This is a genomic window from Arthrobacter sp. GAS37 (genome assembly GCF_044908325.1).
In the GTDB taxonomy this organism is placed as follows: domain Bacteria; phylum Actinomycetota; class Actinomycetes; order Actinomycetales; family Micrococcaceae; genus Arthrobacter; species Arthrobacter ramosus.
In genome coordinates this window covers 75001-99361 of the sequence record NZ_JBIYDB010000009.1, presented here as the reverse complement: position 1 = coordinate 99361, position 24361 = coordinate 75001, and the positions used below count along the sequence as shown (strand labels likewise).

Genomic DNA, 24361 nt, shown 5'->3' with positions numbered 1-24361 from the left:
CTTGTTCAAGTCTAGGCCGGTGCGGAGACCTGGCCGTCCAGCAAGGCTTCAAGCGCCTCAAGGAAGGCCGTGGTCTCCGGCTCTGTACCGGCGGTGACACGGAGGTGGCCCGGTATGCCGACGTCGCGGATCAGGACACCGCGCTCCAGGAGGCCTTGCCACAGGGCGTGGGGGTTTTCGATTCCGCCGAAGAACACATAGTTCGAATCCGAGGCGGCGGGCTTGAAGCCCATGCGGGTCAACTCGCTGACAATGCGGTCGCGTTGGATCTTGATGTCCTCGACGTCGGCCATGAGGGCTTCGCGGTGCCGGAGGGCAGCCAGCGCGGTTGCCTGGGTGATGGCGGACAGGTGATACGGAAGGCGGACCAAGCGGATCGCATCGGCGACCTCGGGTGCAGCTGCCATGTAGCCGATGCGTGCACCGGCCAGGGCGAATGCCTTGCTCATGGTCCGGGAGACAATAAGGCGCTCCCGGCCAGGGAGGAGCGTCAACGCACTTGGCGTGTTGTCGTGGGCGAACTCGTGGTAGGCCTCGTCCACGATCACGACTGTCTGGCTCGCCTCGCCGGCCTCGTAAACGGCTTCGACGACGTCCAGCCCAAGCCCCGTGCCGGTGGGGTTGTTCGGGGAGCAGAGGAACACGACATTCGGCTTGAGTTCGCGGACCTGCGCGGCGGCCGAGGCTGCATCGAGTCCATAGTCTTCAGCGCGAACTCCAGCTATGTATGCCGTGTCGGTTCCGCTGGCAAGCAGAGGGTACATGGAGTACGTGGGCGGGAAACCGAGCGCGGTCCGGCCGGGGCCACCGAAAACCTGGAGGATCTGCTGCAGTACTTCGTTGGAGCCGTTGGCAGCCCAGATGTTCTCGGCCGCAAGGTCGTGGCCGAGGTATTCCGCAAGGGCCTCGCGCAGTTCGGTGAATTCGCGGTCGGGATAGCGGTTCAGTCCGACGGCGGCTGCCGCTACCGCTTCGGTGATGGCTGCCTGGACATCGGCTGGTACGCCATGCGTGTTTTCGTTGACGTTGAGCAAAATCGGAACATCAAGCTGCGGCGCGCCATACGGGCTCAGGCCGCGGAGGTTGGTCCGGAGGGGAAGTCGGTCAAGTCGCTCAAGCTGGTCACTCACCATGACAGTTTAAGGCGCCACGGTGGATGCACTGAAACTGTGACGGCCCGGCGCCCGTCCAGGCGAACTGTCAGCCCGGCCAACGTTGCTGTCAGGTGGCAGGAATGAACAGTTGCTGGCCCGGCACGATGTGGCCGTCCTGAAGGTTGTTCAGCTGGATAATCTCGGCAACGACGTCGCGCGGATCCCGGGAAGGCGCGGCAATGCCCGCAATCCCCCACAAGGACTGGCCCACTTGCACCGTGACGCTCGTACTGGAGGTGGGCTGCAGCTCGGCGGCGGAATCAGCAGCCTTGGCCGGCGAATTCAGGAATCCCGCCAGGCTGAGCAGCACTGCGACCAAGAGCATTCCAGGGACGCCGAAGAAGACCACGCGGCCCCGGCGGGTCAGGCGAAGCCGGCCCGGTGCCGTACTGCGGCCGGACCTGTGGGTGATGGTGATTGCGGACATGAGAGGAGCCCTTCTGAACAATGCCGCGTTCCGGAATCTCTGGTTGCGGCTGCCAATTCTTGCCTTCAGTCAGTGCTTGCAGGACGGTTGTTCGTTGTTCTGTTCGAACGATTCGAACGAACACCCGGATCCTGCATCACTTTTATAGAACACATATTCGAACCTTGCTATGACATTTTTAGCACTTATCAACGAACGATGTCGAGACTCGCTAGAACAAATGTTTGAAAAACGCCTGTGCCTGCCCTACGTTTGAGTGAAGGAACGAGCACTGAACCAGTGCAACAGGAGGGTCTGACATTTCAGGCCGACAGTCCCGGCAAGCGCCTCAGGGCCGAACGGGCGGAACGGAAGGGCGTTGGCGAACATGGCAGCGAAAGCCACTGGCAGCGGGTCGGGCTCAGCGCGGAGCCAGCAGCCGCAGAAGGCCCCCAAGAGCCTGACCGTCCGCCAGAAGAAAATCCTGGAGACCATCCAACGTTCAGTGAACGATCACGGCTATCCGCCGTCGATGCGCGAAATCGGGGACACGGTTGGTTTGGCCAGCTTGTCCAGCGTCACGCACCAGTTGTCACAGCTCGAGAAGCTCGGCTATCTTCGTCGCGATCCCAAGCGCCCGCGTGCGATGGAAGTCCTCATGCCCTTGACCCTGGACGGCGGCTCCGTCATACCCGGCGTTGAAGCGCCGGCGAAACTCCGCAGCGCCGGCGGCATGGCCGTCACGGAACTCGCGAGTGCCAGTGACACGGCCATGGTTCCCCTCGTCGGGCGCATTGCCGCCGGCGGACCCATCCTGGCGGACCAGACCGTCGAAGACGTCCTGCCGCTGCCCCGCCAGTTGGTAGGCCATGGCGAGCTCTTCATGCTCAGGGTCGCCGGCGATTCCATGATCGACGCAGCTATCTGCGATGGAGACTGGGTGGTGGTACGGCGTCAAAACGACGCCCTCAACGGCGACATCGTGGCCGCACTCCTGGACGATGAAGCCACCGTCAAGACCTTCCGGCAGCGCGACGGCCATACGTGGCTGCTCCCCCAGAACACGCAGTACGAGCCCATCCTGGGCGACCATGCCACCATCATGGGCAAAGTCGTCTCGGTCCTGCGTTCACTTTAGTTCGCGGTAGCGGGGAACTGGGCCCAGGACCGGGGCTTGTTTCCAGCTCCGGGGCAACAGGCTCCGGGATCGGAAACAAACGCCGGTTTTCGCGGGCCTCAGGCCGCTGCTTGCTGGTGCGGCCGATCTAAGCCTTGGCCGACTCGGCGTAAAGCCGTTCGAGCGCACCCCGCACCACTGAACGGTCCGTGGTGGGCCAGAAGGGCGGCAACGCTGCCCGGAGGAAGTTGCCATAGCGCTCGGTCGAAAGCCGTGAATCCAGGACTGCCACGACGCCCTTGTCCCCGGTTGAGCGGATGAGGCGGCCGGCCCCTTGGGCCAGCCGGATGGCCGCGTGCGTTGCCGAAACTGCCATGAAACCGTTGCCGCCGGCCTGCGCCACCGCGCGGGACCGTGCCGTCATCAGGGGATCGTCCGGACGAGGGAACGGTATCCGGTCAATCACTACCAGCCGGCATGAACCGCCTGGAACGTCAACGCCCTGCCAGAGGGACATGGTTCCGAACAGGCATGTGTCCTCCTCCTCGGCAAACTGCCTCACCAACGCGGCCATGGTCGATTCGCCTTGGCACAGGATGTCCACGTCCAGGCGTGATCGCATCGCTTCCGCCGCGTCCTCCGCCGCACGTCGGGAAGAAAAGAGGCACAAGGCTCCGCCGTGCGAGGCCTTGATGAGCTCTTCAAGTTCGTCAAGCGCTTCGGGCGAGGTGCCGCGCCCCGGCTTGGGCAGGTGCTTGGCGACGTACAGCATGCCCTGCTTCGGGTAGTCGAAGGGCGAGCCTACATCCACGCCTGTCCAGCTGGGGGCGCCTTGTCCGGTCAGGCCCAGCCCTCCGGCTGTGGCCTCGAATGCAGAGCCGATTGCCAAGGTGGCGGAGGTCAACACCACGGTATGGCCTGCGAAGAGCCCTTCCCGGAGGCGTCCGGCAACGCTGAGCGGCGCGATATTGATGAGCGCGGGCGAATCCTCGTCGGGCGCCGTGTAGCCCTGCTGCGGATCAAAAGTACTGTTCCGGGAAAACCACACGACTTCCCGGTTTTCCCGCGCCGCGAGGAGCCGTTCGCACAGCTCGAGGATCAACATCAGCCGTGAGCGCGCGAGCTGGCGTCCGCCGTCGACCGCGTTGGACGAATCTCCCTTCGAATCGGAAAGCGCTGCACGGCAGGCTTCCCGGAGCTGGTCCACGCAATCAAGTTGCTCATCATTGAGCCCGTTGGGCAGGAGGCCGGACGGCGCACCGATGATCGCGAGTTCCAAGCGGTCCGCGACGGCGTTCAGCGCGTCCACGGTGATGGCCGTGTGTTTGCGGGCGCTGGAGGCCGCGGCATGGATCATCGCCACGGACAGCTGCCCGGACACAGCCCCGGTCACCCGGTCCTGGAGCTCGTGGGCCTCGTCCACCACGACGACGTCGTATTCGGGCAACACGGCCAGGCCTTCGAAGGCGCTGACTGCGAGCATCGCGTGATTGGTGACCACGACGTCGGACTCCGCGGCACGGTGGCGGGCCAGCTCGCTGAAGCACTCCTCCGCCATGGGACACTTCTGAGCCCCGAGGCACTCCATCGACGTGACGGATACCTGGCGCCAGGCCCGGTCCGTCACGCCCGGCATAAGTTCATCCCGGTCCCCCGTTGCGGTCTTCCCGGCCCACTCACGCAGCCGCAGGACTTCCTTGCCAAGCTGCGAGGCCGGGCCGCCGATGGCTGCGGCGAGATGCGGAACGCTCGTGTCCTCGCCGAGGGAGAACAACTGCCCCTCAGCAGGCTCCTCGCTGGGGAACCCGCCCTCCAGCTTGTGCCGGCAGACATAGTTGGCCCGGCCCTTGACCAGGGCGATGCTGACCGGGCGCTCCAGCTCCGGATTGATGGTTTCCAGGAGCCGGGGCAAATCCCGGCCCACGATCTGGGTCTGCAGGGCGAGGGTGGCCGTGGACACGAGCGTAGGCTTGTTGCTTTCCATCGCGTGCGCAATCAGCGGAATCAAGTACGCGAGGGACTTGCCCGTGCCTGTGCCCGCCTGGACCAGGAGGTGTTCGCCGGTCTCGATCGCCCGCGCCACCTGCCTGGCCATCTGGTGTTGGCCCGTGCGGTTTTGGCCGCCCATACCGGCAACGGCTTTGTCCAGGAGTTCGAGGGCGGTCCGTTCCCCCACGGTCTCGCCGCGCTCCCCCGCCTCTGGATCAACCATTGCTGACGAACGACTCCAACTCGGCTGCCAGGTTCTCATGGACCATGGCCACCACGCGGGTGCCTTCCTCCTCATGCTCGAGGCTGAGGATTTCGGCGTCGGTGTTGTGCAGTTTGTTGATGAGCTCGCCCCGGTTGTACGGAATCAGAACCTCAAGGCGCACGCCGGGACGCGGAATGGCCTCGCTGATGGCTCCAAGGAGTTCGGCAATGCCCTGTCCTGTGCGGGTGGACACGACGACGTGGCGGGGCTCTTTTTGCTTGAGCCGCTCCACGACAAACGGATCCGCGACGTCCGCCTTGTTCAGGACAATGATTTCCGGGATCTTCCGGGCATCCACTTCGCTGAATACCGTGCGGACGGCCGCGATCTGGCCTTCCGGGTCGGGATGCGAAACGTCCACGACATGGAGGATCAGATCGGCGTCGGCCACCTCTTCCAGCGTGGAGCGGAAAGCCTCCACGAGCTGGGTGGGCATCGAACGCACGAAACCGACGGTGTCCGAGAGCGTGTAGCCGATCCCGTCAGGGGTCTGGGCCTTGCGGACCGTGGGATCCAGGGTGGCGAACAACGCGTTTTCCACGAGGACACCGGCATCCGTCAGGCGGTTGAGCAGTGACGACTTTCCGGCGTTCGTGTAACCGGCGATGGCGACCGAAGGAACGGCATTACGACGGCGGTTGGCCCGCTTGGTCTCGCGCGATGGCTTCATCGCGGCGATTTCACGCCGCAGTTTGGCCATGCGTGTGCGGATTCGACGGCGGTCCAGTTCGATCTTGGTTTCACCAGGACCGCGGGAACCCATGCCTGCGCCGGCACCACCCACCTGGCCACCGGCCTGGCGGGACATGGAATCGCCCCAGCCACGCAGGCGCGGCAACAGGTATTCCAGCTGTGCCAGCTCAACCTGGGCTTTGCCCTCGCGGCTTTTGGCATGCTGCGCGAAGATGTCGAGGATCAACGTGGTGCGGTCCACCACCTTGACCTTGACGATGTCTTCAAGGCCGCGCCGCTGGGACGGTGCCAGTTCGGCGTCGACCACCACGGTGTCCGCGCCGCTGGCCATCACGATGTCCTTGAGCTCTATGGCTTTGCCTGAGCCAAGGAACGTGCCGGGGTCCGGCTTCATGCGGCGCTGGACGATCCCGTCCAGGACTTCCGAGCCGGCCGTTTCGGCCAGGGCGGCAAGTTCCCTCAGGGAATTCTCGGCGTCGGCCAGGGTGCCTTCGGTCCAGAGGCCTGCCAGCACGACGCGCTCAAGGCGCAGCTGCCGGTATTCGACCTCGGTGACATCTTCAAGTTCCGTGGACAGGCCCGCTGTACGGCCCAAGGCCCGGCGCTCGGCCAGATCCTCTTGATCGCCGTCGTAGATGCTGTGTTCTTCGTCCAGGCGGGAAATCGCCTGGGCCTTGCCAAACACGCCCCGGGGTTCGTCGCGGTCCTGGACTATGGCAGGTGCGTCCTTGGAGAGAATCCGGTCGATGACAGCCTGGATTTCTTCAGGACTCATGTCCTGGGCGTCGGAATCGGGTCCGGTGTTCTTCTGCGTGGTCATGGTCTCCTTTAGGGGTTCGGCATTTCCAGAATAGTGCCGATTCGTCTCTTGTGGCGCGGAATTCGCGCAGGGCTGATGCCTGGCAAGGCTCTGCCGATGGCCTCGGACCTCCACCCGGACGGACTGCGCGGATTGCGTGCACAGATCCCAGGAGGGGAAGGGGACGATCTGCTGAGTGTCCAGTCGCCAAAAAAGCGGCGTCTGGAACGGACCTGCCAAGGCGGAATGGCGCTGCAAATGAAGCAGGCCTGCGTCGCGGGCGGTGCCGGCTACTCAAAGATCAAGAACATGCGGATCAGACTATCAGACCCCGTCAAGCCCGGGTTGAACCGGCATGGAGCAGTGCGCGGTTTCCCTTGCCCGCTGCTGGCCACTAATCTGGCAAGCTATGGAGTCTGCTCACTATTTCAGCGCACAGCCCGCGGGGCCGTTCACCCGCAAGCCCCTCACGGTGGAACTGGCCGGCGCGACCCGCCGGCTCCAGACATCGGGCGGCATCTTCAGCCCTGACGGGATCGACAAGGGAACAGCGATCCTGCTCTCCGAGGTTCCACCGCCGGCCCCGCAGGGAAATCTGCTGGACATCGGCTGCGGCTGGGGTCCCATTGCGTTGACGATGGGGCTCATGGCTCCGCACGCGCGCGTCCACGCCGTTGATGTCAACGAGCGCTGCGTCACCTTGACCAACGAGAATGCCGCCCTGCTGGAGCTCGGGAATGTCACAGCGAGCCTGCCCGACGACGTCGACCCTGCCGTGATGTTCGACACCATCTGGTCAAACCCGCCCATCCGCATCGGCAAGGATGAACTCCACAACCTGCTGCTCAGGTGGCTGCCGCGGCTCGCTCCCGGTGGGAACGCCTGGCTTGTGGTGCAGAAAAACCTTGGAGCGGACTCGCTTCAGCGCTGGCTGGCCGATGCCCTCGACGGTTCCTTCTCGGTATCCCGGGAAAATACGTCGAAATCCTTCCGCGTGCTGCGAATCAGGAAAGCGTCCCGCTAGCGACAATCACTGCGGGGCCGCTGAGTTCCACGTGTTCGCGACCGCTTTCTCCCGGGAAGAAGCGCACGCCGACGACGCCGCCCGGCACCTTGACGCGCCACGTGTCGGGAGCGCCTTCCCCGGCCCAGTGCCGGATGGCGACGGCGGCCGCGCAGGCACCGGTGCCGCACGATTGGGTCTCACCGACGCCGCGTTCGTGGACCCGCATGGTGATGTTGCCTATGCCATCGTGAACAAGGGGCTCCGCGGGAACCACGAATTCGACGTTGGTGCCGTTGGCCGGCTTGGGATCGACGATGGGTGCCCTGAAGAGCTGGGTGGATTTGAGCTCTGACAGTTCGGCCAATGCCACTACAGTGTGCGGGTTGCCCATGCTGACAGAGAGGGCAGGCCGGGCGACTTCAAGACCGTCGGCGCTGACGAGGGAGTCCATGGCCTTGCTGGTGGCATCCTTGGGGAAAATGAACTCCCACGGACCCATGTCCACCGCATAGCCCTCAGCGGTCCGGACAATCTTCTTGATGCCGCCGCGCGTCCCGATGGTCAGGGATTCACCTGCGTTGAGGGTGACAAGGCCCTGCTCGATCAGGAATTGGACGAAGACGCGGACGCCGTTGCCGCACATCTCGGACAATGAGCCGTCGCCATTGCGGTAGTCCATGAACCACTCGGCATCGGAGTCAGCTTCGAGCAGCTGGAGGCCTTCGGGCAGGAATCGCGAAGGGACTGCTCGGATGAGCCCGTCTCCGCCGATGCCCAAGTGGCGGTCACAAAGCGCTGCGACCTGCTCAGGGGAGATCTGGTGCGCGTCTTCGGGGTCCGCAATGAGGACGAAGTCGTTGCCTGTACCGTGCCCCTTGGAGAAGGCCAGCCCGTGAAGACCGGACGCGGGTACGGCACCGCCGGCAGCGGCAGGCTGCGGGGCGGAAAATGCAAGGGTTTCATCCATGGCTCAAGGCTACCTGCACTGGGGGTTGCGCCTAAATCACCGACGCCGGGCTCACGCAGATTTCTGCGGCTTTGGCCACCAAATCCGGATCCTGCCAGTCGAGCCAATGGATCCGGGGGTCGGCCCGGAACCAGGTGAGCTGGCGCCGCGCGAATTGCCGGGTGGCCACGACGGTTTCTTCGGCCGCGGTGGCCGTATCGGACTCGCCGTCGAGGACCCTCAGGAACTGGGCGTATCCCAGCGCCCGTGATGCCGTCTTGCCTTGTCGCAGTCCGGCGGCGTCCAGCCGCTCGACCTCCTCAAGAAGTCCCGCGTCGACCATCCCCAGGACTCGCGCGGCCAAACGTTCGCGTAGTACTCCGCGGTCGACGTCGAGCCCTATCTGCACGGCCGGCTGGAAGTATTCGCGCTTCGGCATGAAGGAGCTGAACGGACGCCCCGTGAGCTCGAAGACTTCCAGCGCGCGGATGACGCGGCGGGCGTCACCGAGCCTTCCGGCAGAAACGGGGTCGACGTGTTGCAGGCGTTCCTGGAGGCCTGGAAGACCGGATGTTTCGTGCTCCTGCTCCAGCCGTTGCCGTACGCCGGGGTCCGTGCCCGGAAATTCCAGGACATCCAACGCGGCTCGGACGTAAAGGCCGGAGCCACCCACCAGGATGGCACGCTTGCCGCGGTTGTGAATATCACGGATGGCGGCCCGGCAGTCGGCCTGGAAAACGGAGACGCTCGCTTCCTCGGTGACATCCATCGTGTCCAGGAGGTGGTGGGGCACTCCCCTGCGTTCAGGGACGCTGATCTTGGCCGTGCCGATATCCATTCCACGGTAGAACTGCATGGCATCGGCGTTGATGACCTCGCCGTCGATCGCGAGGGCGAGGTGGACGGCGAGATCGGACTTACCGGAACCGGTGGGTCCGACGACGGCGATCACGGGCGGATTCGGATCAACTGATCCGGCCGGTACTGCTGTCATGTCGGACTAGCCGCGTCGCACGGGGAGCGACGGCATGCCGAGGGAGACGCCCTTCGACCCTGAAGAACCGATGCCGGCGCCCGCGGCACTCGGTGCCGGAGCGCCACAGGAGTCGGCCTGCGAGCGGTCCCAAGCGTCGCCGGCACGGGAGCGCCTCAAGCTGTAGTCCGCCGTCGTCACCGGATCGGAGACGAGGTGGAAGGCAGCAGCCCCGGTGATCGTCACGGTGACGAAGTCGCCGGGCCGTGGGCTCTCTGCGCCTTCGGGCACGGAGAAGTGGACCAGCCGCTGGTCCTGGGAGCGGCCGGATAAACGATGCGTTTCCTCGGCCTTGCGGCCGGACTGGGCTGTGACGAGGAGTTCGACCCGGCGTCCGAGCTGTTTCGCGTTCTCCTCGGCAGCGATGCGGTCCTGGAGGGCGGTCAGCCGCTCGTAGCGTTCCTGGACAACGGCCTTGGGCAGTTGTTCCGGAAGGTCCGCGGCCGGGGTGCCTGGGCGCTTGGAGTACTGGAAGGTGAAGGCTGAGGCGAAGCGTGACTTCTCGACGACGTCGAGCGTAGCTTGGAAGTCCTCTTCCGTCTCGCCGGGGAAGCCCACGATGATGTCGGTGGTGATCGCAGCGTGGGGAATCTTGTCACGGACCTTGTCCAGGATGCCCAGGAACTTGGTGGAGCGGTAGGAGCGGCGCATGTCCTTGAGGACCTTGTCCGAACCGGACTGGAGTGGCATGTGCAACTGCGGCATGACGTTGGCGGTCTCGGCCATCGCGTCGATGACGTCGTCGGTGAAGGCGGCCGGGTGCGGGCTCGTGAAGCGGACACGCTCGAGGCCCTCGATGTCACCGCAGGCGCGGAGCAGTTTGGAGAAAGCCAGTCGGTCCCCGAATTCCACGCCGTAGGAGTTCACGTTCTGGCCGAGCAGGGTGACCTCGACAGCGCCGTCGTCCACCAACGCCTGGATTTCGGCCAGGATCTCGCCTGGACGGCGGTCCTTCTCTTTCCCGCGGAGCGAAGGCACGATGCAGAAGGTGCAGGTGTTGTTGCACCCGACGGAGATGGAAACCCAGCCCGAGTACACGGAGTCACGCTTGGTCGGCAAGGTGGAGGGAAAGACGTCCAGCGATTCCAGGATTTCGAGCTGTGCCTCGTTGTTGTGGCGGGCCCTGTCCAGCAACGCAGGCAGCGCCCCCACATTGTGGGTGCCGAACACGGCATCCACCCACGGAGCCTTGCGCACGATGGTTTCGCGGTCCTTCTGCGCCAGGCATCCGCCTACGGCGATCTGCATGCCCGGATGGGCGGCCTTGACTTGCTTGAGTTCCCCGAGGTTGCCGTAAAGCTTGTTGTCGGCGTTCTCACGGACGGCGCAGGTGTTGAAGACCACGACGTCGGCGACACCGCCGTCGAAGGGCACGTATCCTGCATCCTCCAGGAGCCCTGCCATGCGCTCGGAGTCATGGACATTCATTTGGCAACCGAAGGTCCGGACCTGGTAGGTGCGCTTCACCCCGTGCTCGGGTGCGGGCTCGCTGACAGGGGCCGGAATGGGCTGCTGGACGGGGGCTGGTGCTGGTGCTGCGGAAGGGGAACTCACCAATCTAGGGTAGCCCCTCGGACTAGTACCAGTTGAAGCCCATCTCATGCTGCCACGCGTTGCAGGGGGAACCGTAACGGTCGCGGATATAGCCGAGGCCCCAATCGATCTGGGTCCGGTAGTTGCTGAGCCAGTCGCTGCCTGCCGAATAGTACTTGTCGGGCGGCAATGCCTGCGCAACTCCGTAAGCACCGCTGCTGGGATTGGTGGCATCTGTCATCCAACTTGATTCCTGGGTCCACAGCAGGGACAAGCACTGCATTTGGTCCTGGCCCCAGCCGTAGGCGCCGAGCCGGGAGGACGCATATTGCCGTGCACCTGCGGGGTCGTTGACGACGTTGCCTCCGCCACTGCCTCCCCCGCCTCCGAAGCCGCCGCCGCCGCCTCCGCTGCTGATGGGCGGCTGGACGGGTTGTTGGGCTTGCTGGGCTTGCCTGTTGGCTGCCGCCGCGGCGGCGTCGGCTTCCGCCTTGCGCTGAGCCGCCTCCCTCTTGGCTTCCTGGGCAGCCTGATAAGCGGCAAGCGCCACTTGGCCGTCCTGGTATTTCTGCGCAACAGCGGCAGACGTGGACGTCAAGGACGCGAGCTGGGCGACCATGGTCTTGCGCTGGCCGTCCGTGGCGGCAACGCTGTCTTCGGCGGCGCGCCTGGCAGCCTCCGCGGCCTGGGCCTTTGCCGCGGCGTCGCTGTCCAACTGGGCCAAGACATCCCGGGCAGCTTGTTCCTGGGCGGTTGCCGCGGCGGATGCCTGGGAGGCGCTCAGCGCATCATCGTGCAGCTTCGCGGTGCGATCGAGAACCCTGTTCAGCAAGGCGAAATTTTGAATGTTGTCTGGTGCGATGGCGGCATTCGCGAGGGACCAGGGCCCTGGATCGAAGCCGCCCGACTCGTATGCCTTGACAACCAGGGACGAAGTGGCCTTCTTCAATGAATCCGCCTTTGCCTTGGCCTGTTGGGACGCCTCAGCCAGTTTCTGGGTCACCGCCTGCTGATGCTGCAGGGCGTCATGGGCCTTCGCGTACTCAGTTCCCGCCTTGATGGCTGCCGCGCCAAGCTGGCCGGACTTCTGTTGAAGGCCGGCCAATAACTGGTTGATGCGGTCCACTTCGGCACTTGCGGCAGCTTCGTTCCCCTGGGCCTGCTGTACCTCGGTCCAGCTCGGGTAACCCGACGGCGGGGCATCGTCGTCTGCGGAAGCCGGGCCTGCTTGGAGAAGCGAAGCGACAAGCAAGGGCACAATGATTGCCGAAAGCCGTAACGACAACGGATTCATTGGATCTGACCTGCTTCCCGACTCGGAACACTAGTCCAGAACCCTAGCCGACCGCCACCAAGAAGCCACCTAACCCCGCCGCCCGGGACAATACTCACAGGCAGCTCTCAGTTTCCCGGGCGACGCCGCCTAGCCGATGTCGTCGGCTTCAGGACCACCGTGCGCCCCGGCATTGTGGGACACCGGCTCCCCCGCCAAGGCTTCGTCCAGGACCTCGCCAACAATCCGGAACGCCGCCGATGGTTGGTAGCCCTTGCGGGCAAGCATCGATGCGAGCCGCCGGGTTTGCTTGTCGCTCTCGGTCCTGTCGGATAGCTCGCTTACGGCCCTCAAACGGCGCGCGACCAGGTCCCTGGCCGCGTTCCGCTCGTCGTCATCGCTCACTTGCGCGAGGGCTTTCTCCGCCGTTTCAGCCTCGATGCCTTTGTCCGCCAATTCGCGCCTCAGGGCACCCCGGGCGAGTTTCCTCGACTGCGCACGGCTGCGGACCCACATTTCGGCGAAATCGGCGTCATCAATGAGCCGGACTTCCTCGAAGCGGTCCAACACGGCTTCGGCTACGTCTTCCGGCACGTTCCGCTTAGCCAGTTTGCGCGCAAGCTGAAGCCGGCTTTTGGGCGAATTGGTCAGTTGACGGAGCACAATGGCCCGGGCAACTGCTTCGGGATTGGCTTCAGGGTCTGCTGCCACGGACGAATCCGCAGACGGACCCCAGGACCGGGAGTGGCCCTGGCGCTTAGCCGTCAACGGCCTTCAGCTTCGGAGATTTCTCGGCTTCGGCAGGCTTGACTACTCCGACGCCAAGCTTTTCCTTGATCAGCCGCTCGAGGTCCGCGGCCAACTCCGGGTTGTCGCGCAGGAAGCGGCGGGAGTTCTCCATGCCCTGACCCAGCTGGTCACCGTCATAGGTGAACCATGAACCCGACTTCTTGATGATGCCGTGCTCAACGCCCATGTCGATGATGCCGCCCTCACGGGAAATGCCCTGCCCGTAGATAATGTCGAACTCCGCGATCTTGAATGGCGGAGCCATCTTGTTCTTGACGATCTTGGCCTTGGTGCGGTTACCCACCGAATCCGCGCCTTCCTTCAGCGTCTGGATGCGTCGGACGTCGATGCGGATGGACGCGTAGAACTTGAGGGCCTTACCACCGGTGGTGGTTTCCGGGGAACCGAAGAAAACGCCGATCTTCTCACGGAGCTGGTTGATGAAGATAGCGGTCGTCTTGGTCTGGCTCAGTCGGCCGGTGATCTTACGCAGGGCCTGGCTCATAAGACGGGCCTGGAGGCCGACGTGGGAATCGCCCATTTCGCCTTCGATTTCAGCGCGGGGAACCAAAGCGGCGACGGAGTCGATCACGATGACGTCCAAGGAACCTGAGCCGATCAGCATGTCCATGATCTCGAGCGCCTGCTCACCGGTATCCGGCTGCGAAACCAGTAGCGCGTCGGTATCGACGCCCAGTTTCGCCGCGTACTCGGGGTCGAGGGCGTGCTCGGCGTCGATGAAGGCCGCGATGCCGCCCTGGCGCTGGGCGTTGGCCACCGCGTGAAGCGCGACGGTGGTCTTACCTGAGGATTCCGGACCGTAGATTTCGACGACACGGCCACGAGGCAACCCGCCAATGCCAAGAGCGACATCCAAGGCGATGGAGCCGGTCGGAATGACCTCGATCGGCGCCCGGACTTCGTCCCCAAGGCGCATGACCGAGCCCTTGCCGAATTGCTTGTCGATCTGGGCAAGCGCTGCCTCGAGCGCCTTCTCACGATCCTGATTTGCCGCCATGGTTCACACCTCTGATGCTTTCTCGCTGTGGACTGGCCTGAACGGCCGCTTTCGTGTCTCATCCGACGCTAGTACGAGCCGCTGAAAATTTTGTGTGCGACTTCATCTATGTGGAAAACCACAGGATTCGAATGATGCGAAAAGCGGCCCGCCAGGATCAATTTTCCTCTGAAAGGAGCATAGCCTCATCCGAACAGATATTCGAACAAATTTGCGGGCGTGTCCGCCAGGAACCGGAACTCAGAACGTCCCGGATCCCTTGTCGGCGGGCTTGACGTCCCTGCCGAGCCGTCGCTCCGGCGGAACGTCCTGGACGTCGCACAAGGCAAGCCAGACGTCGCGGGGGCTGTAGCCCGCTACCAAGGCGTCGTTTGCCGTACGGCCGCCGACGCCGGCCAATACAAGGGAACTGCTGAGGACCCGGGAGTAGCCAGCCCCGAATTCATCGTCCATCAGCCGCCAGAAGTCACTGATCCGCACCAATAGAGTCTCTCACGGGAGCGGACTCTAGAATGGTTGTCATGAGCAACACTCCCGACGACGCACCAGAGATGGTGGAGGCAGGCGACAACGTCGACGCCGCCCTCCAGCAGGTGGAACACCAGCTGAGCATGTTCTGGCGACGCGCCCGATCGCTGTCCCACCAGTTATCCCGGCAGGTCCATCCCGACATGGAGCCAGCCGCTTACGGACTGCTGACGATCATCCGGAAAGAGGGCCCCATTCGCCTGACGGAGCTCGCCTCGTGCATCGGCGTCGGGAAGCCGTCGGTGAGCCGCCAGATCGCGTTCCTCGAGAGCATCGGCATGGTCTACAAAGAAGCCGACCCCCAGGATGGCCGCGCACAATCGATCCGGCTCACCCCCAAGGGCGAAGAAAAGATGCACCAGGTCCAGGACGCACGCCGGCAGGTTTTCCGGGAACGCCTGGGTGAGTGGCCGCTGGAAGAAATCCAGACGCTGGCTGACTACATTGAACGGCTCAACGCTGCCTACGGCGAAGGAATCGGCAAGGACTGACCGCGCCAGCCACAAAAGACCAAAGAAGGAGGGCCTCCAGATGGAGGCCCTCCTTCTTTACTTCAAGTAGGCGTCGATGTTTCGGCGCAACGGATCCCGTCAGCGACGTGCTGGATCGCACTCCTGCAACTGCGTACCGGAGTCAGGTCCGTCTAGCGGGCTCCGGAGAGCATGCCCTGGGTGAAATCGTCGTTCAGTTCGGCGCTGAGCTCGCGGTCGAGATCGCGGCCGTAGCGCTGCGCGAATTCCTGCGGGACGGTGTCCGGAACAGCGACGCCTTCGGCGACGGCAACCCGGTCACTGACCTCGCGGAGCATGCCGGACAACGGAACGTCCAGGGCCGAGCAGATCGAGGACAGCAGCTCTGAGGATGCTTCCTTCTGGCCGCGCTCAACTTCGCTCAGGTAGCCAAGGGAAACGCGGGCGCTGTGCGAGACTTCGCGGAGCGTACGGCCCTGGCGCTGGCGGACATCGCGCAGGACATCACCAATTTCGTGACGCAGTACAACCATTTTGCGCTCCTTCTGTTCGCTCGGTGCCTTCTCGGCCAAGCCCACATCCTTCCAGCGGACAACGCCGTTTATGGATACGGGCTGCTTAACCATCTGTATCGCCTTGCTCCCTCGTGAGTCCGGTTCACCTTTCGGTGCACCGGTTGTTTTACATCCTAGGCGCCCCGGCCATTCCGGGGCGACACAATGTAACAACTATTGGGCCGCTGTTTTTGTTCCCGGCTACTTTACGTGCAGTAGGTCGGCACGGACAAGGCACTCCAACAAGCGCTCCAGTGCGGCCGCCGTTGCCTGCGCACGGATACTTGGCCGATCTCCCCGAAAGGAGTAAGCATGCGCCGCGGCTCCGCCCTGCGTGGCGACGCCAATGAAGACGGTGCCAACCGGCTTCCCGTCGTGCGGCAATGGCCCCGCAACCCCCGTAGTGGAGATCCCGACGTCGGCCCCGCACGCGCGCCTGGCGCCGTCGGCCATAGCCGCCGCCACCTCGGCGTCGACGGATCCGACGGCGGAAAGCAGCTCCTGGGACACCCCCAGGATTCCGGCCTTGACCGCATTCTGATAGGCGACCACCCCGCCTTGGAGCATGCCTGACGCCCCTGGAGTATCAGCGAGGGTGGCGGCAACCATCCCGGCTGTCAGGGATTCCGCGGTGGCCACTGTGACGCCCCGCTCGATGGCGAGGGCGACAGCGGAAGCGGCCACCTCATCAGCGGTAGGGCTCATGCGCGCTTGCCTGCCGAGCGAAGCTTTGCGGCTTCGATCACGTATTCGACGCCCGTCCACACCGTGATGACGAGGGCGACGATCATGACCCAGAAGGCCACGCTAACGAGCCACGGCGCGAAAGAATTCAGCGGCAGGATGTAGAGGAAGATCGCGACAGTCTGGACGGCGGTCTTGAGCTTGCCGCCTCGCGAGGCGGGCATCACGCCATAGCGGATGACAAAGAAACGCAAGGCGGTGATGCCCCATTCGCGCACGAGGATGAGGATGGTGATCCACCACGGCAGCTCCCCCAGCGCCGACAGGAGAACGAGGGCCGATCCGATAAGCAACTTGTCGGCAATGGGGTCCGCGATCTTGCCGAAGTTGGTGACGAGGTTGCGGCTCCGGGCGATGTCGCCGTCGAGCTTGTCTGTATAGATCGCCACGGCGAAGGCCACTACGGCGGCCCAGCGCCAGATGCCGTGCTGGCTGTTGTCCTCCAGAAGGAACCAAACGAAGAACGGGACCAGGACAATTCGAAGCATCGTCAGGATGTTGGGCAGGTTCCAGATATCGGAGCTGCTGGAACCGGCTTTGCTGCCGTCGGATGTAGTCACCCCTCTAGGCTACCGTCCGGTCAATGACCAGGCGTCTTCGCCGCCCTCGTCCTCGTCATCGATGCCGTCTGCTCCGTCGTGGTATTCCGTGGCCTGCTTGCGGCGTTCGAGATCGGTGGCCACGAGGTCCTCTGCATAGCCGCCGACGGCGATGTTCGCGTTCGCGTTCTCACTCAGGGCGGCCGTGTGCGCGTCAGGCGTAGCCGGAGCCTCCTGGCCCTTCATGGCTGCCAGCACGGGAGCGAGGTCGTCCGGCTTGACCAGGACATCGCGGGCCTTGGAACCCTCGGACGGACCCACGACGCCACGCGATTCCAGCAGATCCATGAGGCGGCCGGCCTTGGCGAAGCCGACGCGGAGCTTGCGCTGCAGCATCGACGTGGAGCCGAATTGGGTGGTGACCACGAGCTCGGTGGCCTGAAGCAGAACCTCGAGATCGTCTCCGATGTCGTCGTCGATCTGCTTCTTCTGCGCCTCGGGCGCCACGTCGTCACGGTAGACGGCCTTGAGTTGGCCCTTGACGTGCTCCACGACGCGGTGGATTTCGGACTCCGTGACCCAGGCACCCTGCACGCGCATCGCCTTGGAGGCACCCATCGGCAGGAAGAGCGCGTCACCCTGGCCAATGAGTTTTTCCGCTCCCGGTTGGTCCAGGACCACACGGGAGTCGGTGACAGAGGAAGTGGCGAAAGCCATCCGCGAAGGGACGTTCGCCTTGATCAGGCCGGTGACGACGTCGACGGACGGACGCTGGGTGGCCAGGACCAGGTGGATGCCGGCAGCACGGGCGAGCTGGGTGATGCGGACAATCGAGTCTTCGACATCGCGCGGGGCAACCATCATGAGGTCGGCGAGTTCGTCCACGATCACCAGCAAATAAGGGTACGGCTTGATGATGCGCTTGGAGTCAACCGGCGGAACAACCTTGCCGGCGCGGACGGCCTTGTTGAAGTCGTCGATGTGCTTGAAGCCGTAGTTGGCGAGGTCGTCGTAGCGGGCGTCCATTTCACGGACCACCCACTGAAGCGCCTCGGCGGCTTTCTTGGGGTTGGTGATGATGGGCGTGATGAGGTGCGGAACACCCTCGTACGCGGTCAGTTCGACGCGTTTGGGGTCCACCATGACCATGCGGACCTCATCGGGTGTGGCGCGCATCAGGATCGAGGTGATCATGGAGTTCACGAACGACGACTTACCGGCACCCGTAGCACCCGCCACGAGCAAGTGAGGCATCTTGGCGAGGTTCGCGACGACGTAGCCGCCCTCGACGTCCTTGCCGACGCCCATCACCATGGGGTGGTCTGTCCGCCTGGCGTTCTGGCTGCGCAGGACATCGCCAAGGGAAACTGTCTCGCGGTCGGTGTTGGGGATCTCGATGCCGATGGCCGACTTGCCCGGGATCGGACTGAGGATACGGACATCACTCGATGCCACGGCGTAGGAGATGTTCTTGGACAAGGCCGTGACGCGCTCCACTTTGGTGCCGGAAGCAAGTTCGATCTCGTAGCGGGTCACGGTAGGGCCCCGGCTGAAGCCGGTGACAGTGGCGTCCACGTTGAACTGCTGCAAGGTGTCCGTCAGGGCAGCCACGACGGCGTCGTTCGCTTCCGTGCGCTCCTTCGGGATGGAACCCGGAGTCAGGTTGTCCGAGGACGGCAGCGTGTAGGTGACGTCCCCGGCGAGCGAAAGTTGCTCGGTGCGCTGCGGGATCGGCGTCGGGGGCGGGGGCGGACCGACGGGCGCCGAAGGCACGATGACAGGCGGCACAGCCGGCGAAAGTGCCGCGGTCGGCGCCACCAGGGGGATCGCTTCGGTCGCGTTGTCCGCAACCGCCTTCGGACTTCCAAGTCCCTGGGCGGCTTTGATCTTCTCGACGGCGATTTCGGCCTGGGTCGGCCTGCGCACCCCGGGCGGTACGGCCGGCCCGCCCTTTGCGGGAGGGGCATCATCGTCGACGATTGCGTGCTCGAAGGCCTCGTCGCCGACGTAGCCCTCAAGCGTGCCGTCGTCGTGATCCTTGCCGAAGAAGCGCTTGCGGCGCTTCTTCTTCGGTTCAACGGCCGCCTCGTTTTCGTAGAGGTAGCTGCGGTCGTGGGAATCGCCGCGTTGCGCGTCGGCATCCACCAGGTCGACGCCCATGAGGTGCTCGTAGGCGCCACGGATACGCCGGGGAATGGCGCCGAACGGCGTGGCCGTGACAATCAGGAGGGAGACGAACGCCAGGGCGCCGTAGATGATGACGGGGACTGCGGGGTGGATGGCGGCAAGAGGCGAGGCTGCGAGGAAGCCGAGCATCCCGCCCGCGCGCCGGAGGCCCTCGAAGCCATCGGCGACGGTCGGCTGGCCCCCGATGATGTGGGCCAAGCCGGTGCCGGCGAACGTCATGATCAGGAAGCCGATGCCCACGCGGTTGTTGCCGCGGCTGTCCCACGGCTGCCGGAAGAGCCGGAAAGCGCAGACGAAAAGTATGAGCGGAAGAAGCAGGGATACCCAGCCGAAGGTTCCGTTCACGATGCTGTAGACAACGTCCGGGAACCAGCCTTTGAAGCCCCACCAGGCGAAGGTTGCTATGAAGACACCGAGCGCCAGGTTGAAAAGCGCGGCGCCGTCCCGGCGGTCTGCGGGATCAAGGTCGCTGACGTCGCGACCGATCCGGCGGACGCCTGCACCCACCACGTGCCCGATTCCCAGCCAGACACCGGCAAGCGCGCGCAGGACCCACGGCTGTTGGGGTTCGACGACGGCGGCCTGCTTGCCGCGGGCCGTGCCTGTGCCGCTCCTGCCGGTCTTGGCCGGGGTCCGGCCGCTGCCCGAGCCGCCGGATTTGCTATTGGAGCTGCCTCTAGGCGCGGAGGTAGTACGAGTCGCCATATTGGCCACGCTACCCCAATCCGTCCGGAAACCCGCGGATTTCAGGGGCGCGGAGGAACCATGTTGCCCCTGTTGAACAATCTGCGGACCTGGTTTCACAGCGAGCCGGTCCTGAAACACGAACGGCCCGGTTCGCTTGAACCGGGCCGTTCGGAGCCTGACACCGACGCCTGTGCCGGAACCGCCTGCAGGGCTAGGCCTCCAGGATTAGGCCTCCAAGACCAACGGGATGATCATGGGGCGCCGGCGAAGCTTGCGGTTGACCCACGTGCCGATCACACGACGCACCACTTGCTGGAGCTGGTGGGTGGTGTGGTCCGCGTGGTGGAGCACTGCGTCTTCAAGGGCCGCGTTGATCTTGGGGATGATCTCGTCAAAGACGGAATCGTCTTCGGCCACGCCGCGGGCGTGGATTTCGGGGCCCGAGACGATCTTGCCGGTGGTCCGGTTGATCACGGTGATAACGGAGATGAAGCCCTCGTCGCCGAGGATCCTGCGGTCCTTGAGGTCGGCGTCGGTGATTTCACCCACGCTGGAGCCGTCCACATAGACGAAGCCCACTTCCACCTGGCCCACCACGTTGGCTTTGTGGTCCCTGACGTCAATGACTGTGCCGTTGTCGCTGAGGATGACGCGGTCCGAGGGCACTCCGGACTCTTCCGCCAGGTTGCCATTGGCGATGAGGTGCCGGGTTTCGCCGTGCACAGGCATCGCGTTCAGGGGCTTGAGGATGTTGTAGCAGTAGAGCAGTTCGCCGGCCGCAGCGTGGCCGGAGACGTGCACTTTGGCGTTGCCCTTGTGGACGACGTCGGCACCGAGCTTGAGCAGCCCGTTGATGATCCGGTAGACCGCGTTCTCGTTGCCCGGGATGAGGCTCGAGGCCAGAATGACGGTATCGCCCTGGCCGACCACCACGCGGTGGTCTCCGTTGGCCATGCGGGACAGCGCTGCCATGGGCTCGCCTTGGGAGCCCGTAGACATCAGGACTACGCGGTGGTCCGGAAGGTTCTCGATGTTCTTGATGTCCACGAGGATTCCCGGCGGGACGTCAAGGTAGCCCAGTTTCGCGGCGATAGCCATGTTGCGCACCATGGAACGGCCCACGAAGGCGACATTGCGGCCATGCTTGGCGGCGGCGTCAAGCACCTGCTGGACGCGGTGCACGTGCGAGGAGAAGGACGCAACGATGATGCGCTTCTTGGCCTGGCCGAACAAGCGGTCCAGGGTGGGACCGATCTCCTTTTCCGCCGTGGTGAAGCCGGGGACATCCGCGTTGGTCGAGTCGGCCATGAACAGGTCCACCCCTTCTTCGCCCAGGCGGGCGAAGTGGCGCAGGTCCGTGATGCGGCCGTCGAGGGGCAACTGGTCCATCTTGAAGTCGCCTGTGTGCAGCACGTTACCGCCGGCGGTGCGGATGAACACGGCCAAGGCGTCCGGAATGGAGTGGTTGACGGCAACGAATTCGCATTCGAAGGGGCCGAACTGCTCCACCTGTCCTTCGGCGACCGTGAGCGTGTACGGTTTGATCCGGTGTTCCTGGAGCTTGGCCTCAACGAGGGCAAGCGTCAACTGGGAGCCGACCAACGGCAGGTCCGGACGCAGGCGCAGAAGGTACGGCACAGCGCCGATGTGGTCTTCGTGGCCGTGCGTCAGGACGATGGCAACTACGTCGTCCAGCCTGTCCTCGATGTACGAGAAATCGGGCAGGATCAAGTCAACACCCGGCTGGGTCTCTTCGGGGAAGAGCACGCCGCAGTCAACTACCAGCAGCTTGCCGTTGATTTCGAAAACGGCCATGTTGCGACCGATCTCCCCCAGCCCGCCAAGGGGCACAATCCGGAGCGTTCCCTGCGGAAGTTTGGGCGGGGTGACAAGTCCGGGAAGGGCGGTTTGGGTCATAATGCGCTACTTTCCGGCGGAATCGTTCTAGACAGTGAAGTCCATTCCAGCTTCCGCCAAGTCCTCGCGGATGATTGCGATCTCGGCGGCGTCCGGCTCCACGAGGGGCAAACGGACAACCGAGTTGGGCAGGACTCCCTGCCATTTAAGAATTTGTTTGGCGGCGACGGCGCCTTGGACCCGGGTCATGGTTGCACGGATCACGGGCTCGAGTTCGAAGTTGATCTTGCGTGCCGTGCCAAGGTCGTTCGAGTTGATGGCCTCGATGAGCTCACGGAAACGGCGGGTGACAACGTGGGTGGTGACGCCAATCAGGCCCACCGCACCCATGGCCATCCACTGGAGGGTCAGGCCGTCGTCCCCCGAGTAGAAAAGAAGATCGGTTTCCGCCATGACCCGGGTGGCCGCGGCAAAATCGGCTTTGGCGTCCTTGACTGCAACGATGTTGGGGTGGGAGGCAAGGCCGATCATGGTCTCCGGCGTGATCTGAATGGAGGAGCGTCCGGGAATGTCATAGAGCATGACAGGGAGCTCGGTGGCGGACGCAATGGCCTCGAAGTGGGCCCGGACTCCGGCCTGGCTCGGCTTGTTGTAGTACGGGGTGACGATCAGGAGTCCGTCGACGCCGAGCTTCGCGGCTTCCTGGGAGAGGTGCACCGAGTGCGCGGTGTCATTGGTTCCCGTTCCCGCGATGATTGCCGCGCGACCGCCTACGGCTTCCTTCACGGCGCGGAACATGCCGAGGTTTTCCTCATCGGTGAGCGTAGACGTCTCCCCGGTTGTTCCGGTGACGACCAAGCCATCGCAGCCGTCGTCAACAAGCTTGACTGCCAGTTCCGCTGCCTGCTTGTAGTCAACTTCGCCGTCCTTGGTGAACGGGGTGACCATGGCGGTCAGAAGGGTACCGAGAGCAGGAACGTTCGCACGAGAGTCAGACATATGAAAAACGTTACCCTGTCAGCTGCGGGTTAGGAGAATGGGGCCCGCGTGATTGTCGTCAAATTCAGCGAAATGGGAGCATGGCCTCAGGCCGAAGCGTCGCTATGGTGCCCGGGCTTCGCTGGCGCCTCCGGCGAGCAATACAGGGCAACCGCAGACTCCCGCAAGCGGTCCGCCCACGCCCCGAGCCGCTGGGCTGCCCGCACATAGTCGAACAATTCAACGGGGGTCAACGATTCGAGGTCAGTCTCCTCGAGCCGCCTGGCGAGTTCGGCGCCCGGCTGCTGTTCGCCCAGAACGGTTCCCTCGCGCCGCCACTGCACATCTTCAGGCGGCTCCCCCGCCACAAGCTGCCGGAAGAGGAAATCGACGACGCCCGGGCTCATCGCCTTCATGGGCCCATCCAGGCCTTGGGGATAGCCGTTCGGCCGCTTCGAAGGATCGTTCATGGAGCCATGGTATTCGAACATATATTCGAATACAAGGTGCCTCCTTCGAGGCGACAGCCGCTACCGCTCCGCTGCGGTGGGCTCAGCGCGGAAGAGGCGCATGGCATCGCGCATGGCTTCCCTCGCGCGCTTGCGGTCGCCGGCGGCATCGTAGGCGCAGCTGAGCCGGAACCAGGAACGCCAGTCCTCGGGGGCGGCCTCGGCCTCCACGCGGTACTTCTCAAACTCGGCGTCCGCGGCGGCACGCACGATGCGGCCTCCCGGCGTGCGGGGCAAGTTGTCCACAGGCAGCCCGCCTTCGGCTTCGAGCACCTTCGCCATCTTCTCCGTGCGTGCACCGAACACAAGCTCGCGGATCAGCGCCCATGCCCCGATGAGGGGAAGCACCAGATAGGCAGCGCCGATTCCCTTGGCTACCAGGTTCGCGTCACTGAGCAGCAGGATCGAGCGTTCGAAGGTGACCACGAGGTAGAGAACCAACAACAGGGTGACGGCACCCACCCAGATCTTGGTGCGGTTCTCCTTGAATGCGTTCCAGAGCGAGCCCATGCGCCTACAGCCCCAGATCCAGATAGCCGTCCAGGCCGACTGTCAGCCCGGGGTGGGACGCCACATTGCGCAGTCCCAGCAACACGCCGGGCATGAAGGATGCCCGGTCGAAGGAATCGTGGCGGATGGTCAGTTGCTCCCCCGGCCCGCCGAGGAGCACTTCCTGATGTGCCACGAGTCCACGCAAGCGGACGCTGTGGACGCGGACACCGTCTACATCGCAACCGCGGGCACCGTCAAGGGCGGTGTTCGTGGCGTCCGGGCTTGCAGGGACGCCGGCTTCTTCGCGGGCGGCGGCAATGAGCTGGGCCGTGCGGACGGCCGTGCCCGAAGGAGCGTCCACCTTGTTCGGGTGGTGCAGCTCGATGATTTCCACCGATTCGAAATACTTGGACGCCTTGGCGGCAAAGGCCGAGGCGAGGACGGAGCCGAGGGCGAAGTTGGGGGCGATAAGAACGCCTGCCTCCGGATTAGCCGCAAGCAAGCCGCGCAACGCCGCGAGCCGCGCGGCATCCCAACCGGTGGTCCCGACAACAGCATGCATGCCGTGTTCGACGGCGAAGCGGACGTTCGCTTCGGTGCTGTCCGGAACGGTCAGGTCGACGACATACTTGGCGCCGGCGTCGAGCAGGCTATCAAGGGAATCGCCGCGTCCGAGCGCCGCGACGAGCTTCATATCGGGGGCTGCCTCCACCGCTTTGACGGCTTCGATACCCATGCGGCCCTGGGCGCCCAGAACGGCGACAGCAAGTTGTTCGGTCATGCCCTTAACCCTAC

At 64.3% G+C, this 24361-nt stretch carries 23 protein-coding genes; 3 read left to right on the top strand and 20 right to left on the bottom strand.

Annotated elements, in window-relative coordinates; translation table 11 throughout:
• Positions 1–11: 11 nt before the first annotated feature.
• Together ABH924_RS10240 and ABH924_RS10235 are read right to left on the bottom strand one after the other, a co-directional pair.
• Positions 12–1130, bottom strand: a complete 1119-nt coding sequence (locus tag ABH924_RS10240) for a histidinol-phosphate transaminase (RefSeq protein ID WP_234753134.1) — start codon at positions 1128–1130, stop codon at positions 12–14.
• Between the two features lie 91 nt (positions 1131–1221).
• Positions 1222–1581, bottom strand: coding sequence for a LysM peptidoglycan-binding domain-containing protein (locus tag ABH924_RS10235; protein ID WP_404498532.1), 360 nt, complete (start codon positions 1579–1581; stop codon positions 1222–1224).
• Between the two features lie 367 nt (positions 1582–1948).
• Between ABH924_RS10235 and lexA the strand changes: the two genes are divergently transcribed.
• On the top strand, positions 1949–2698 hold the full coding sequence (gene lexA / locus ABH924_RS10230; protein WP_404498530.1) for a transcriptional repressor LexA: 750 nt from the start codon (positions 1949–1951) through the stop codon (positions 2696–2698).
• Positions 2699–2825: 127 nt separating this feature from the next.
• Here lexA and ABH924_RS10225 read toward each other — a convergent pair whose 3' ends face one another.
• Together ABH924_RS10225 and hflX are read right to left on the bottom strand one after the other, a co-directional pair.
• Positions 2826–4889: an ATP-dependent DNA helicase gene (locus ABH924_RS10225; protein WP_404498528.1), complete on the bottom strand. Its 2064-nt coding sequence runs from the start codon at positions 4887–4889 to the stop codon at positions 2826–2828.
• The gene (hflX, locus tag ABH924_RS10220; protein ID WP_404498526.1) at positions 4882–6444 is read right to left on the bottom strand and encodes a GTPase HflX; all 1563 of its coding nucleotides are present in this window, start codon (positions 6442–6444) and stop codon (positions 4882–4884) included. Before hflX ends, ABH924_RS10225 begins: the two co-directional genes overlap by 8 nt.
• Before the next feature lie 388 nt (positions 6445–6832).
• On the opposite strand from hflX, the gene ABH924_RS10215 reads away from it, so the two are divergent.
• Entirely contained in the window at positions 6833–7447 is a 615-nt protein-coding gene (locus ABH924_RS10215; RefSeq protein ID WP_404498524.1) for a class I SAM-dependent methyltransferase, read from the top strand.
• Here the strand turns inward: ABH924_RS10215 and dapF are convergent.
• From dapF to ABH924_RS10180, 7 genes are all read right to left on the bottom strand, one after another.
• Positions 7428–8396, bottom strand: a complete 969-nt coding sequence (dapF, locus tag ABH924_RS10210; RefSeq protein ID WP_404498522.1) for a diaminopimelate epimerase — start codon at positions 8394–8396, stop codon at positions 7428–7430. The genes ABH924_RS10215 and dapF overlap by 20 nt on opposite strands.
• A gap of 31 nt (positions 8397–8427) precedes the next feature.
• Positions 8428–9369: a tRNA (adenosine(37)-N6)-dimethylallyltransferase MiaA gene (miaA, locus tag ABH924_RS10205; protein WP_404498520.1), complete on the bottom strand. Its 942-nt coding sequence runs from the start codon at positions 9367–9369 to the stop codon at positions 8428–8430.
• Positions 9370–9375: 6 nt separating this feature from the next.
• Complete coding sequence (gene miaB / locus ABH924_RS10200; protein ID WP_404498518.1) at positions 9376–11010, bottom strand: tRNA (N6-isopentenyl adenosine(37)-C2)-methylthiotransferase MiaB; 1635 nt, start codon at positions 11008–11010, stop codon at positions 9376–9378.
• Positions 10985–12235: a lytic transglycosylase domain-containing protein gene (locus ABH924_RS10195; RefSeq protein WP_404498516.1), complete on the bottom strand. Its 1251-nt coding sequence runs from the start codon at positions 12233–12235 to the stop codon at positions 10985–10987. Before ABH924_RS10195 ends, miaB begins: the two co-directional genes overlap by 26 nt.
• A 129-nt stretch (positions 12236–12364) precedes the next feature.
• Entirely contained in the window at positions 12365–12925 is a 561-nt protein-coding gene (locus ABH924_RS10190; RefSeq protein WP_404498514.1) for a regulatory protein RecX, read from the bottom strand.
• Positions 12926–12971: 46 nt separating this feature from the next.
• Entirely contained in the window at positions 12972–14021 is a 1050-nt protein-coding gene (recA, locus tag ABH924_RS10185) for a recombinase RecA (RefSeq protein WP_234753124.1), read from the bottom strand.
• A gap of 240 nt (positions 14022–14261) precedes the next feature.
• Complete coding sequence (locus ABH924_RS10180; protein WP_404498512.1) at positions 14262–14501, bottom strand: DUF3046 domain-containing protein; 240 nt, start codon at positions 14499–14501, stop codon at positions 14262–14264.
• Positions 14502–14542: 41 nt separating this feature from the next.
• Between ABH924_RS10180 and ABH924_RS10175 the strand changes: the two genes are divergently transcribed.
• Positions 14543–15040, top strand: a complete 498-nt coding sequence (locus tag ABH924_RS10175) for a MarR family winged helix-turn-helix transcriptional regulator (protein ID WP_078105745.1) — start codon at positions 14543–14545, stop codon at positions 15038–15040.
• Between the two features lie 152 nt (positions 15041–15192).
• Here the strand turns inward: ABH924_RS10175 and ABH924_RS10170 are convergent, their stop codons facing one another.
• The 9 genes from ABH924_RS10170 to dapB all read right to left on the bottom strand — a co-directional run bounded on the left by ABH924_RS10170 (position 15193) and on the right by dapB (position 24347).
• Positions 15193–15645 (bottom strand): helix-turn-helix domain-containing protein, encoded by a 453-nt coding sequence (locus ABH924_RS10170; protein WP_059387810.1) that lies wholly within the window; start codon positions 15643–15645, stop codon positions 15193–15195.
• A gap of 129 nt (positions 15646–15774) precedes the next feature.
• Entirely contained in the window at positions 15775–16278 is a 504-nt protein-coding gene (locus tag ABH924_RS10165) for a CinA family protein (protein ID WP_404498509.1), read from the bottom strand.
• Positions 16275–16877, bottom strand: a complete 603-nt coding sequence (pgsA, locus tag ABH924_RS10160) for a CDP-diacylglycerol--glycerol-3-phosphate 3-phosphatidyltransferase (protein WP_234753121.1) — start codon at positions 16875–16877, stop codon at positions 16275–16277. Before pgsA ends, ABH924_RS10165 begins: the two co-directional genes overlap by 4 nt.
• A gap of 9 nt (positions 16878–16886) precedes the next feature.
• Positions 16887–19748 (bottom strand): DNA translocase FtsK, encoded by a 2862-nt coding sequence (locus ABH924_RS10155; protein WP_404498507.1) that lies wholly within the window; start codon positions 19746–19748, stop codon positions 16887–16889.
• A gap of 207 nt (positions 19749–19955) precedes the next feature.
• A complete protein-coding gene (locus ABH924_RS10150) occupies positions 19956–21647 on the bottom strand; it encodes a ribonuclease J (RefSeq protein ID WP_234753119.1) in 1692 nt (563 codons plus the stop codon).
• A gap of 27 nt (positions 21648–21674) precedes the next feature.
• Complete coding sequence (gene dapA / locus ABH924_RS10145) at positions 21675–22586, bottom strand: 4-hydroxy-tetrahydrodipicolinate synthase (RefSeq protein ID WP_404498504.1); 912 nt, start codon at positions 22584–22586, stop codon at positions 21675–21677.
• Positions 22587–22672: 86 nt separating this feature from the next.
• The gene (locus ABH924_RS10140) at positions 22673–23035 is read right to left on the bottom strand and encodes a hypothetical protein (protein WP_404498502.1); all 363 of its coding nucleotides are present in this window, start codon (positions 23033–23035) and stop codon (positions 22673–22675) included.
• A gap of 60 nt (positions 23036–23095) precedes the next feature.
• Positions 23096–23584: a hypothetical protein gene (locus ABH924_RS10135; RefSeq protein WP_404498500.1), complete on the bottom strand. Its 489-nt coding sequence runs from the start codon at positions 23582–23584 to the stop codon at positions 23096–23098.
• A gap of 4 nt (positions 23585–23588) precedes the next feature.
• Positions 23589–24347 carry a 4-hydroxy-tetrahydrodipicolinate reductase gene (dapB, locus tag ABH924_RS10130; RefSeq protein ID WP_404498498.1) on the bottom strand — a complete coding sequence of 253 codons (759 nt, stop codon included), beginning with the start codon at positions 24345–24347 and terminating at the stop codon, positions 23589–23591.
• Positions 24348–24361 lie beyond the last annotated feature (14 nt).